Origin of the sequence: Streptomyces sp. NPDC057137 (genome assembly GCF_042670825.1) — a bacterium.
Lineage (GTDB): Bacteria > Actinomycetota > Actinomycetes > Streptomycetales > Streptomycetaceae > Streptomyces.
Genome location: NZ_JBHUUW010000001.1, coordinates 305858 through 318619 on the forward strand (window position 1 = coordinate 305858; position 12762 = coordinate 318619).

The window sequence follows — 12762 nt, forward strand, 5'->3', positions numbered from 1 at the left end:
CTGCCCTGGTTGGCTTCGGCGAAGCCAGCGCCGCCAATACAGACCGCAGCAGGGGTCGGCCGGCGTGGCGCCCGAGGTCGAGTTCCAGAAGCGCGGGCAGGCTGCGGGGCACGGCGTGGCCCAGGGCCGCCGCCTGGTCCGGGCAAGCACTGGGTTCCTGGGTGGTGAGGAGGTAGTGCACGTAGAGTCCCGCAGTCAGGAACTCGCCCCACTCCAGGGCCTCGTCGGGCCCGGCCAGGTCGTCGTGACGCCCGTGTGCGGTGAGTTGGCCGGCGACGCCCTGTGCGAGTGCGTTGCGGGAGCCTCGCAGTGAGCTTCGGCGTAGGGGCAGCCGTCGGTCGTCAGGAGCCGTTTGACGTACGTGGCAAGGCTCCGGCGTACGGACTGCGGATCGGCCGCGCTGAGATCCGTCACGTGCCGTGGTCGCGAGCGGCCGCCAGCAGGCAGCGGTACGGTCCTTCGCCCACCGCGTCGGTGCACTCAGCTGACACCCGGGCCGCACTTCTCGACCTCAAGACGGCGGCCGACGCAACCCTTCTGACGGCCTTTTGGCCATGCTCGTGGAGTTCCGGGCACAGAGGCAGCGGGTCGAGAACGCGGTGCCCGGGCATGATGATCTCTGGGGGTGGCCGGGCCAGCGCGGCTACAGTCCCTTGTGGCGGCGTGACGATGTGGGCAGAGGGGGCTTCATCGCGTGGGGACGGATGCGGGCGGTTCGGTTCAGTCAACGGACCAGCAGAGCTTAGGAGTGTTGGCACACTCCAAGACGGTCGGATCGCACGAGATCGATGCTGCGGTTGACACGTTGTGCGGGCTGGGGTTGCCGGAGCCCGCGCCCGAACTTCGTAGGGCGCTGCGAGTGGCGCTGACCCACAGTTCGTACCTCCACGAACACCGCGACCTGTTCCCCGGGGTTACCCGCAGTCTCCTGAATGTGCTCCAGCGGCTCGGCATGGAGTACTTGAGGAAGCAGGCGACGGTCGAGGTCCTCCGGCGCGGTGGGGTGCAGACGGCGGGTTCGTTGAGTAAGGGGGTCGGTCTGGTTCCGCCTGTCGTGCAGTCCTGGTCGACGCGGCAGGAGTGGATCGGCCAGTCGTGCGCGGTCGGGGGCAGCCTCGAAGGTGGCCCGCTTCCGGCCCGGTCGGCCGCTGAACTGTGCTATCAGGTTGTCGGGGTGCTCTGCCTCGCCGGCGAGGAAGCGTCCGCCGCAGCGTTGGTGGGCCGCGTGATCGCTGCCGTTGATGAGGGCGGGAGCATCGCGGATCCCAAGACGGAACTCCAGGAAAGACTCCAGGGAAGACTCAACAACGGCTCGGCAGTTTACGAGTACCAACGCGAAGGTCCTGAGCACGCGTTGACATTCCGCGCTGTCGTCACTGACAGCCGCGGGCGCCGCGGCACCGGTGCGGGACCCAGCAAGAAGCGCGCGTCACAGCAGGCCGCGCTGGACTTCCTCCTAAGGTATATGCCGGAGGCCCTCGGCACCCGTAACGCCACTGCTCCACGGCCTATCCCTGTACAGATCCCACGTCAGCAGTCTCACGCAAGGATAGTTCGACACCTGCAGGAACTGTTCTCACTGGCAGCCGAGGCTCGCCCGCTGCTGTCCCAGGCTCTGATCCATTCCTCGTGGGCGTACGAGCACCGGGAGATGCTGGCCGCCTGCCGCCAGCAGGACAACCAGGTCCTGGGATTCGTCGGTTCTCAAGTGCTGAACTACGAACACACCCTCGACAGCGTACGCCGCGTGCTGCCCGACCCTCCCGAGGAACTGTCCTTACTGACCATGCCGAACGAGGTACACGACGGCGCGTTCCGGCACACCGGCCTGGAGTCGGGTCTGCTGCTGGGCGCGGGCCAGGCCTTGCTGGGTGTCCCGGCCGAGACGGGCGCAAACACCTTCCAGGCCGTGATCGGTGCCGTATTCGTGGCCAGAGGATTCCCGGATTCGCTGCGTCCCACGTGGCCGCGCCAGTGGGAGCCCGTGTGGCGGATGGTGGCCCCGGGAATTCCACGGGAGCAGGACCCGACCACACTGCTGCAACAAGCGGCCTCCGCCATGAAACTGCGGATCGGTTTCACCTACCGCATGTCTGGCCCCGACCATGCGATAGAGCAGCACGCCACCGCCACCTTGAGCAGCACGGAGCTGGGTACCGGAACACATATCGAGGGCGCGTGGATCGGCGCCAGACCGAAGGCCAAGCACCAGGCATCCCAGGCTGTGCTGACCGTTCTCGACCAGCTCGCCGCGTGCCGCCCCGCACATGATCTCGGGAGCGAAGACCGGACCGCCCGGTCGGTGGGCCGGTTTCTCCTCTGCCATCAGGCCGCGGTGCTGGCCGTACACCGCGTACCAGTGCGGCGCTGGGTGGACGCACGGTTGTTCGGCCTGCACTGGGCGGCTTCTCCCGCAGACCTCCTGTCATGGGCCCAAGGGGCCGACGAACTCATCAGCGGCACTGTCGACTTCCGGTACAGTATCAGCCACTTCGAGCAGGCCTTCCGCGCGGCGAGCGAGCTCGCCGCCGGCGTGCAGGAGGCCATCGAGCCGGAACTGGCTGCCGTCCTGGACATCTTGGAAAGGCTGCATACACCGGATGCGCTGACCGCCGACCAGCTCCAGCGCCTCGTACAACTGGCGGACCTCTGCCGATGCCTGGGGAGCGACGACCTCGGCGTCGACCTGCGTGAGCTCGCCGACGACTGGTGCCTCCTGCACCGCGGCAGACTCCTCGTTCCGCGCCTCCTGCCCAGCGTGCGGTTGTCCGGCAGTGAACGGGCCATCCTGGATGCCGGAGCCTCTGCAGTCCTTGCCCCTGACACGTCGGCATCGGTCGAGGTCCTTAGCTCAAGCCCGTTGCGCCTGCGCTTCCTGGCGGGCGCTCCGCTCGACCCGGCCGCCGGCACGCGGATGTGCACCCTGTGGTCGAGCGTGAGCAGGACGGCCGTGCTGACGCTGAACGAGCGTGGCATCGACGCCGCCATCCTCACCACAGCGGACCCCACCTCGGCAGGACCCATCACTCGTGCGGCGCGAGCGGCACTGCAGCCTGCGGCCCGGCCCTACCAGGCCGCGGTGGCCGACCTGCTGCACGATCTCAAGAACCAGCTCGTGGCCGCCAGGCTGGCCGACTCCTCCCCGGCCGAGACCCGCACCGCACGCCTCCAGCAGCAGCTCGCCGCCAGCCGCCACTTGGACCAGGCCCACGCCCTGACCGCCCGTCTCCGCTCCACCACCTCTCTGTTGGGACCCGCCGGCACCGAGAGCGTGGACATCGGATCCTTCCTGCGCCACTACGCCTCCGGTGTACTCACCCGACTCCCCGGCTCAATCTCCCTGTCCATACCCGACGCACCCCGCAGCGTCCGCGTCGCCCTCGACGAAGGCGGACTCACCGCCGTCCTGGACAACCTCGTCGGCAACGCGATCGAGGCACTCCGTAATGGCGGATCGATCACTCTGGAATGGACCGCCGACGACGACGAAGCCGTCATCGAGGTCACCGACGACGGCCCGGGGCTGCCACCCGAAGTGATCGCGGCCCTCGTAGCAGGCGACCGCGTGCGCAGTACCAAACCCGGCGGCAATGGCCTCGGTCTCCTGGGCGTCCGATCACTCCTGCATCGCGCCGGCGGAGAACTCATCACCGTCCCGGCCCCCTCGGGCAGCGGCACCGCCTGGCTCATCACACTGCCGATCGCCCCCGCCACAACACCGGAGGACCTGTGACCGATCAGGTGACCGGGGCACGCATCCTCGTGGCGGACGACCAGACCGACGTCGCCCGAACTCTTTGCAGCCCGCTGCGCAGAGCGGGAGCACAACTACGCTTCGTCCTCGACGGCCGCACCGCCCTGGCAGAGATGGCCACCCGCCCCTTCGATCTCATCATCGTGGATATGAAGATGCCCCCCGAGGAATGGGGCGGCCTGTGGCTCCTGCGCCGCCTCAGCCTCGACGGATGGCGCATCCCCACCCTGGTGCTCTCCGGCGAAGGATCGAAGCAGCAGGTCGTCGAAGCCCTGCGGCTGGGATCAGCAGACTGGATCGACAAGGACGCCGCCGGCGAGGAACTCCTCGGCCGGTGCACTCATATCCTGCGCGACCGGCTGGAACAGTCGCTGGAACTCGCCAGCACGCACCTGCCCACCCCCCTCGCGTTCCGCTTCGCCCGATACGCGCGAACCACCGACCCAGACAAACAGGTCACCGAAGGTCTCCACACGCTGGAAGCCGTACTCCGTTTCGCAGCCGCGCTCGGCCTGAGCAACCCCGCGCCAGCACCCCTCCAAGGCATCGGCCCAGAACGCCTCGCACAGCCCAGCATGGGCACATGGTTCACCCTGTGCACCGCCCTCGCTCAAACCCCAGGATGCTGCGCCCCCTTCACCGAGATTCTCTCCTGGCTCATGCCCGACCGCGCCGACCGACAGCCGGTGCAAGACCTCATCAAACTCCGCAACGACATCGCCCACGGCAGGGCCACGGCCACCCCCGCTCACCGCGACAGCCTGGACCTCCTACTCCGCCGCTTCGCCCACCGCGCCGCGTCATCCTGGCGCGCCACACTGGCCGTGCCCACCTCCATGACCTACGACGGCTCGACCTACACCCTTGACGTGCTCACCTTCACCGGAGCCGGAAAGCCAAGCCCCAGAACCTTCCGCACCGAGCACCCCCAAGTGACCGGCCGAATGCTGCTCCTCACCGGCCAGTCCTCGCCCCTCCGCCTCTCCCCCTGGCTTGTCGCACAGGCAACGCACCAGTCCGGAACACCGCGCTGCCTCCAATTTGACGGCCTACAGCGCACGAAGAGCGGCCCCGATTCCACCACCCCATTGAAGTACGCCAAGGCCGACGACGGCGAAGACACAACAACGGCCGGACATCCCGGCGGTACGTGGCAGGCGCTAGCACAGTGGCTCCAATGAACGTGCTCACCCTGCCGTAAGCAGCAGCCCAGAATCCGCTGTCGGGTCACCCTTCCCAAGGACCATGTCCTCAAGGAAGGGGTCAAGCGGCTGATGACCTCACTCCTGGCTGTGCGGGACGCACTCATGTGTGAGCCACACTCCATGATCCCGAGCAGGAACCGCCCCTCGTCAGGGGCAGACAGAAGCACAGCCGGCGCGCGCCAAGATTTGCCGTGTCCAGGGCGCGCATCGAAGGTGCGCTGGACTGCTGACCAGCGAAGTCACCCTCGACCGGCTCCGACGGCTCCGAAGTAAACCCCCGAAGGAGTTGTTGGCGCCGCTCACTTGGCGCGAGTTGGTGCTCGACACCGCCTGCCGCCGTCCCAGCGGCCACTGCGACGGAGAGTCAGACCGGTTGCCGGAGCGGTAGGCCGGCCGAGGTGTAGATCGCGTCGATGACCGTCATGTTGGCGATCGAGTCGGCGGGCGGGGTGAGGACGGGTTCACCGCGCAGGACTGCCGCGGCGAACGCGTCCAGTTGATACGCGTAGGTGGCCCGTTTGCTGACGCGCTCGACCCTCTTGCCTTCCTTGCCACGCATCGAAATCCGGTTTCCCGTGAGCGGATTGAAGACCGACAGCTCACCGCGCTCGCCGACAGCGCGCGCACTGATCTTGAACACGTCGGACGACCACATCGAGCAGCGAATACGTCCGGTGTGTCCGGCGGGGAAGCGCAAGTCCGCGCGCATAGCCCGGTCGATGTTCGCGCCACGCAGTTTCGCCTCGGCCCGGACGACTTCCGGCTCGCCGCCTGCTTCGGCGCCGCCCAGCAGGCGGATCATGTGCACCGCGTAGCAGCCCGCGTCCATCAGGGCGCCACCGGCAAGGTCGAAGTTGTAGCGGATGTCGCTGAACTTGGGCAGTGGGAAACAGAAGCTCGCCTCGACCGCTTGGAGCTTGCCGAGTTCTCCGGACTCGACGATCTCCTGCATGCGCTGCGCCAGCGGGTGATATCGGTAGTGGAAGGCCTCCATCACGACCAGTCCGGACCTCTCGGCGGCATCGGCGACCACGCGGGCCTCGTCGGCGTTCGCGGTGAATGGCTTCTCGCACAGCACGTGCTTGCCCGCCGCGAGTGCGGCCAAGGTCCACCGGCCGTGCAGCCCGTTGGGCAGCGGGTTGTAGATCGCGTCGATATCCGGGTCTGCGAGCAGTTCCTCGTAGCTCGCGGCGACCCTTGGGATGCCATGCTTGGCCGCGTACTCCCTGGCCCGTTGCGGGTCACGCGCGGCGATCGTGGTGACCTCGACCTCGCTGCTGGTCGAGGCCGGGACGAGGAGGGCTTTCGCCGAGATCTGGGCCGCGCCGAGAATCCCGATTAGCAGCTGGTCGCTCATGGGTCCGTCCTGACACGAGATCCGAGGTGGTGTCGGCCCTGCGGCGGGCCCTGGCTGAGCCCCGTGTCCAACATGGACGCGGGGCTCCGACAATGCCCCCTGAAACTTGCCGCGCTCGCGCAGGGGAACGAGGTCGGCGATGATCGCGGTCGCCATCAGGCCACTGGCGCCGAACCCTTGCAAGGTGCGGTGGGCGATGAGGATTTCCGCGTAACGGCGGTTGAACACGCGCACCTGCTCCCGGTACGCCAGGCTGCACGGCATGAGACGGTTGGGGACGACCCCTAGCGGGGCGAACCGGGACGCCCGATGCTGCTGACCGGCCACGAGCAGGCGATTGCTGACAGCAAGCAACGGCGGGGTGGTGGTGCGCCGCAACCACGAGGGTGCCGGCTGATCAGGGCGAGGAGTTCACGCCATCGCCTGTCGGACTTTCGTCGAGCAGGTCAGGAACCCGAGGCCCTTCGCGAGCGGCCGGCCACGCGGATAGCGTCGATGATCTGCAGGGTCACGACGGTGTCGTCCGGGGTCATGACATCGCTTTCGGTCTCGCCCTGGGCGACTCGCTCAGCGACGTGGATGGCTTGATAGGCGAGCGGGCCGATTTCCGGTTCGGCATCGACCAGTTCGACCGAAAAGGGATGGGCGGCGTCGCCGTCCAGGGTGTGGATTTCAAACCGGCGGGCCGCATGGAAGAACGCCGGGACGTGAATGATTCCGAAAGTGCCGCTGAGAGATGCGGAACCGGGCAGCATCTGCGTGATGGACGACTGCAGAGACGCGATTTTGTCACCGAAGGTCAAGGCAGCCGCGACGGTGAGGTCGACTCCCTTGTCGGACTCGAGGATCGCGGCTTCGATCCGGGTCGGCACGCCCAGATAGTCCTGAATCAACTGGACCGGGTAGACGCCGAGCTCCAAAAGACTTCCGCCGCCCTTCGCCGGGTCGAGGAGGAAGTCGTCCCGCGATCCCCCGAGCAACGAGAAACCGAAGCTGGCCGACGCGGAGCGGATCTCACCGATCCGCCCTCCGTCGACCAGCGCCCGGATCTGTTTCCAGGCCGGGAGGAACCGGGTCCACATCGCTTCCATGATGAAGACATCGTGCCGCTTCGCGGTAGCGAACATCGCCTCTGCCTCCGTCGCGTCGATCGCGAAGGGCTTCTCAATGAGAATCGCCTTACCCGCGGCAGCGATGACTTCGACCGCCGCCGCGTGCGCATACACCGGCGAACAGACGTACACGCCGTCGATGTCGGGCGACGCGGCCAATTCCGCCAGCGAGCCGAAAGCCGTACCGATGCCGTGTTCCTCGGCGAACGCCTTGGCCCGGCCGAGGTCACGGGAGGCGACAGCGGCGATCTCCGCAGAGGGGGAAGACTGAATCGACCGGGTGAACTCCACGGCGATGGAGGCGGGGCTGGAGATCCCCCACCGGAATTTACGGTCGCTCATCATCGGGTCCTCTCTACGGTTCCGGACAGATTGAGATGCACTGGACACTCCATCGATCGTCCTGGCGGGCGCGGCAGGCAATCTCGAACAGATCGGAGAATTCACGTAGATTCGCGGACGACGAGCGTCAGCACGTCGTCCAGTTCAGGCGGGGGCGTCACGTTGGCAACTCCCAGCGCCGCGAGCACGGTGGGGGCGAGCAGCTTGCCGAGCCGTTCGAAGTCGACCTTGACCGTGGTCAGCGGTGGGAAGGACACGCTGCCCGGGAAGATGTCATCAGCACCGATCACGGCGAGGTCCTGGGGGCATCGCACGCCGGCGTCGGCCGCGGCCCGGATCGTGGCCAAGGCGGTGTCGTCGTTGAAGGCGCATACGGCGCTGCATCCGGCTGCCATGATCCGCTGCACCTGGCTGACCGCACTCGCACCATCGTGGAAGGCAACGACCATGGGTTCCGGTATGCCGAGCTCGGCCGCGGCCGCCAATACCGCGTGCCTTCGAGTCCCGACGACCGACGCCAGCCCAGCCCCTTCGCGCTCGGCGATCGCGATCCGGCTGTGCCCACGCCGGCGAAGGTGCTCCAGGCGGATCTGCGCGGCCAGTCCCTCCACGTCGGCGATTTCCGTCACCGGAGCCTCGACCACCACGATGCCCGCATCGTCGAGCTCCGCCCGCTCCTGAGGACTCAGCGCCCGGCTCGGCAGCACCAGCCGGGGACGGATGCGCAGTGCCGTCACGACCAGGGACTCCCGGACAGGCGCGTCGAGATGGACCGCCGCCACGAGTCCGTGCTCGGCCAGGGCTGTGGTCAGCTCCGCGAGCACATGCACCGCCTGCCCGTGCCACGACGGGGCACTCAGGTCGAAGAGAACGACCCGGCTCGTCCCTTCCGCGAGAGCCTTGGCCGAGAGGTTCGGCCGGTAATTCAGCAGCTTGGCCGACCGCAGGACGTTCTCCCGGGTTTTCGGGGCGATCGACTGCGGTGCGTTGTTCAAGACGAAGCTGACCGTGGCCCGGGAGACTCCGGCCAGTTTGGCGACGTCGGCACTGGTCGCCGCCTTCGGCACCCGGCCCTCGGCACTCTCTCCCATGTAACGCGCCCCCCACTCGTACAGTCTGCCGACGACGCTACCGGCACCTACTAACACGCGTCAACAGGAGTACCCGGTCCGTATCCACGGGACCCGCTCTCGAACCTCACGCCCGGCATTCTTGCCTGTCAAGCAGGGACCTTTGACGACCTCCCCTTCCTCCCACACAATGGCTACTGTTACTAACGCGCGTTAGTCAGGAGAAGCATCAATGATCACTTCGTCCTTCAACCACGGCTGGGCAGTGCGCCCCCTTGGCTCGACCTTCTTCGCGCTGCAAGGCGGCCCCCGTACGGCCGTGACGTTGCCGCATGACGCCCTGCTCTCGAGTCCTCGCGACGCGAACGTGGCCGACGGCGCGAACTCCGGCTTCTTCCCCTCCCTCGACATCGAGTACGAGAAGACGTTCGAGATCGCGGAAAGCGCTGTGGACCAGCGCCATGTACTCGAGTTCGAAGGCGTGTACCGAGACGCCCGCGTCTACCTGAACGGGTCCCTCGCGGCGCATCGCCCGTACGGCTACTCGCGCTTTTTCGTGCCCGCTGATCGCTTCCTCCGCTACGGCGCGGTCAACACGATCCGCGTCGAGGCGACGTCCGGCCAGGATTCGCGGTGGTACTCCGGCGCCGGCCTTATCCGGCCCGTCACTCTGCACCGGAGCGGCTTGCTGCATCTCGCACCCGAGGGCCCCCGCTTCTCCACCCCCCAGGTCGCCGACGATCTGGCGGTGGTGCAGGTGGAGGCACGCATCGACAACGAATCTCCCATCAGACGCACGGTCCGCGTGCGGATGGAGATCGTCGAGGAGGCCACCGGGCGGACGGTGGCGACCGCGACGGCCCCAGTCACGATCTTTCCCGGTGAACCTGCCGAGGTCGCCCGCCGAGTGTTCGTCCGCGACCCCAAACTGTGGAGCCCGGACTCGCCGGCGCTGTACCGCGGGTATGTGACCCTCTTCGACAACAACGATGACGGCAGTGCGGGCAGTGAGCTCGACCAGGCCAGTGACACCTTCGGCATCCGGAGGATCGACCTCGATCCGGTGCACGGTCTGCGGATCAACGGGACCACGGTCAAGCTGCGGGGCGCGTGCGTGCACCATGACAACGGCCCGATCGGGGCGGCCACCATCGGCGCGGCCGACGAGCGGCGAGTGCGGCTCCTGCGGGAGGCGGGCTTCAACGCGATCCGGAGCGCGCACAACCCCGCCAGCACCGCGTTGCTCCGCGCCTGCGACAAGTACGGAGTTCTCGTGATGGACGAGGCCTTCGACACCTGGACCTCACGCAAGGTCCTCTTCGACTATGCGCAGGATTTCGCGGACTGGTGGGAGCGGGACATCGAGTCGATGGTCCGGAAGGACTTCAACCGCCCCAGCGTGATTCTCTATTCGGTCGGCAACGAGATCGCCGAGACCGGGAACCCGCTCGACGCCGGGACCGGCCGCGACCTCGCGGGCACCCTGAAGCGGCTCGATCCGACGCGGTTCACCCTCTGCGCCGGGCAGGTCCTCGTGGCCGCGGGTGACGACGCCGCCGCAGTCATGGCGGAGCAGAACATCGGGGTCAACGACGTCCTCGCCTCGATGGATGACGTCCTGGTGAAGTTCTGGCAGTCCCCCGTCGCCGCACGGATGATGGAGGAGGCATATGCGCAGGTCGACGTCGCCGGCTACAACTACGGTGACGCGCGGTACGCCCTCGACCCCGACGAGTTTCCCGATCGGATCAGCGTCGGCAGCGAAACCTCCCGGCGCTCGATCGCCGAAAACTGGGCCACCATCGTCGACTCCCCCCAAGTAATCGGGGACTTCTGCTGGACCGGCTGGGACTACCTGGGCGAAGTCGGTGTCGGACGCGCGCGTCGTGCCTCACAGGCGGGGGCCGCCGAATTCCTCGCACCGTTCCCCTACCTCACGGCGATGGCGGGAGATCTCGACATCACCGGAGTCCGGCGTCCCGCGTCGTATTTCCGCGAAACGGTCTTCGGCCTCCGCGACACGCCGTACATCGCGGTACAGGAGCCTTCGCTCTTCGACATCGAACTCGCCGCGAACTCATTTGGGTGGCGTGGCCTGGAGGGAAGGTGGACCTGGCCCGGCGACGAAGGCCACCCGGTCGCCATCGAGGTGTACTCATCGGCCGACGAGGTCGAGCTGCTCGTCAACGGCCGTTCGGTCGGGAAGGCTGCGGCGGGGGCGGCTGCCGGGTACATCGCAGCCTTCGCCACGACCTACGAGCCGGGAACGGTCACGGCCGTCGCCTACCACAACGGCGTCGAGTCCGGGCGAAGCGAACTGAGCACGGCCGGACCCGTCGAAGCGCTGAGCCTTACCCCCGAAAGTGATCACCTCGACCTCACCGACGAGTCGCTGGCGTTCGTACGCCTCGCGCTCGTCGACCGAGACGGTCGCGTGAACCCCTCGCAGGCCGAGACCGTCACGATCACCGTGGAAGGTCCGGCTGTCCTGCAGGGACTGGGTTCCAGTGATCCGAAACCCCACGAAGCGATCACGGGACCGACGCGGACGACTCATGCCGGTGAACTCCTGGCTGTCGTCCGCCCCACCGGCACCGGCAGCGTCGTCATCAAGGCCGCGGCCGTCGGCTTTCCCGAAACCTCGGTCGTGGTCAACGTGGACTGATACACCCGAAGACCGTCGCGCCGGCAAGAATCCAAGGTTTGCCATGAACAGCACTCGACCGCACGGCGCAGCGGCCCGCCAAGTCGCGGGGACGACGGCGCTTTCCCGGTTGGACGCCGCCTTTAACCGGTCTTATGCGCATGAAATGCGCGAACTCAACCCCGGCTGCCAGGAGATCGTCGCCGAGGCCAGCAAGTCGGTGACATATCTCGGCCTCTGGCCGACGCGCGGGGCGGACGATGGGTCGCTACGTCGCAATCTCACGCCTGACCAGGTTCACCTGAACGGCAGGGATACCGCGAATGGGGACGCTCATCCGGCCGACAATCGAAGAATGGAGCCGGTCACGCTGAGCAGCGCTATCGGCCAGAGGATAGGAGAAATCACGTGCCCCGAATCAACGTGGTGACCGGCGCTGCATCCGGTATCGGCCTGGCCACGAAACGGCTGCTGGAGCAGCGCGGTGAATCGGTCATCGGTGTCGACATCCGCGATGCCGATGTGCTCGTCGACCTGACCTCGCCCGGAGATCGCGAGCGGATGGTCGACGAGGTCAAGAGCCGGTCCGGCGGCTCGATCGACACCATCATCGCGGTCGCGGGGCTGGCCGCACCGATTCCGGCCACGGCGGGCGTCAACCACTTCGGCATGGTGGCCACTTTGGACGGTCTACGCCCCCTCCTGGCCGGATCCGATTCGCCCCGTGCGGTCGGGGTCGGCTCTTTCGCCGGCACCGGGCCCACCGACAAGGCCCTCCTCGCCGCTTTTCGAGCCGACGACGAGCCCTCGGCGCTGGCCCGGGCGACGGCGCTGGCCGCCGACCCGGCGACCGAAGGGTTGATCTACCCTTCCAGCAAAGCCGCCTTCGCCCAGTGGATCCGGCGTTCCGCGACCGCCGGTCGGTGGGCCGGGGCCAGCATCCCGCTGAACGCGATCGCTCCCGGTGTGGTTTCGACGCCGCTGATGAGCGAAGCGCTCTCCTCACCGGCGGGCCGCGAGGTGATCGCGGCCTCGGTACCGATGCCGCTCAACGGCTTCGCCGACGCGCAGGTGCCGGCGCGGCTACTGGCTTGGCTGGTCAGCCACGAGAACAGCCACCTGTGCGGTCAGGTGATCTTTGTGGACGGTGGCGGCGAAGCACTCGTTCGGGGCGACTCCGTCTGGTGACCCGGGCCATGCGGTCGAATCGGGCCCAGCGCTCGATTCGACCGCTCGACGGTCCCATCAGCCGGACACGCCGGCCGGGTCCTGGCGGTC

Annotated in this window: 9 protein-coding genes; 6 read left to right on the forward strand and 3 right to left on the reverse strand. The window is 67.5% G+C overall.

The annotated features are described in order from the left end of the window. The first annotated feature begins 175 nt into the window (after nt 1-175). The 3 genes from ACFT9I_RS01245 to ACFT9I_RS01255 all read left to right on the forward strand — a co-directional run bounded on the left by ACFT9I_RS01245 (nt 176) and on the right by ACFT9I_RS01255 (nt 4935). Nucleotides 176-313: a hypothetical protein gene (locus ACFT9I_RS01245; protein WP_382559130.1), complete on the forward strand. Its 138-nt coding sequence runs from the start codon at nt 176-178 to the stop codon at nt 311-313. A gap of 546 nt (nt 314-859) precedes the next feature. Further along, nucleotides 860-3733: an ATP-binding protein gene (locus tag ACFT9I_RS01250; RefSeq protein WP_382559132.1), complete on the forward strand. Its 2874-nt coding sequence runs from the start codon at nt 860-862 to the stop codon at nt 3731-3733. Next, complete coding sequence (locus ACFT9I_RS01255; RefSeq protein WP_382559134.1) at nt 3730-4935, forward strand: PleD family two-component system response regulator; 1206 nt, start codon at nt 3730-3732, stop codon at nt 4933-4935. The genes ACFT9I_RS01250 and ACFT9I_RS01255 overlap by 4 nt, the downstream gene beginning before the upstream one ends. Nucleotides 4936-5323: 388 nt before the next feature. Here the strand turns inward: ACFT9I_RS01255 and ACFT9I_RS01260 are convergent, their stop codons facing one another. The 3 genes from ACFT9I_RS01260 to ACFT9I_RS01270 all read right to left on the reverse strand — a co-directional run bounded on the left by ACFT9I_RS01260 (nt 5324) and on the right by ACFT9I_RS01270 (nt 8837). Next, nucleotides 5324-6694, reverse strand: a complete 1371-nt coding sequence (locus ACFT9I_RS01260) for a Gfo/Idh/MocA family oxidoreductase (RefSeq protein WP_382559136.1) — start codon at nt 6692-6694, stop codon at nt 5324-5326. Nucleotides 6695-6762: 68 nt separating this feature from the next. Next, nucleotides 6763-7770 (reverse strand): Gfo/Idh/MocA family protein, encoded by a 1008-nt coding sequence (locus ACFT9I_RS01265; protein ID WP_382559138.1) that lies wholly within the window; start codon nt 7768-7770, stop codon nt 6763-6765. A 101-nt stretch (nt 7771-7871) separates the two neighbouring features. Continuing rightward, nucleotides 7872-8837 (reverse strand): LacI family DNA-binding transcriptional regulator, encoded by a 966-nt coding sequence (locus ACFT9I_RS01270; protein ID WP_382559140.1) that lies wholly within the window; start codon nt 8835-8837, stop codon nt 7872-7874. Between the two features lie 235 nt (nt 8838-9072). Between ACFT9I_RS01270 and ACFT9I_RS01275 the strand changes: the two genes are divergently transcribed. Genes ACFT9I_RS01275 through ACFT9I_RS01285 form a run of 3 tightly spaced genes read left to right on the forward strand, consistent with a single transcriptional unit; the run spans nt 9073 to nt 12672 of the window. After that, nucleotides 9073-11505, forward strand: coding sequence for a glycoside hydrolase family 2 TIM barrel-domain containing protein (locus ACFT9I_RS01275; protein ID WP_382559142.1), 2433 nt, complete (start codon nt 9073-9075; stop codon nt 11503-11505). 43 nt (nt 11506-11548) lie between these two features. Further along, nucleotides 11549-11914, forward strand: coding sequence for a hypothetical protein (locus ACFT9I_RS01280; protein WP_382559144.1), 366 nt, complete (start codon nt 11549-11551; stop codon nt 11912-11914). Beyond that, the gene (locus ACFT9I_RS01285) at nt 11893-12672 is read left to right on the forward strand and encodes an SDR family oxidoreductase (RefSeq protein WP_382559146.1); all 780 of its coding nucleotides are present in this window, start codon (nt 11893-11895) and stop codon (nt 12670-12672) included. Before ACFT9I_RS01280 ends, ACFT9I_RS01285 begins: the two co-directional genes overlap by 22 nt. Nucleotides 12673-12762: the final 90 nt, after the last annotated feature.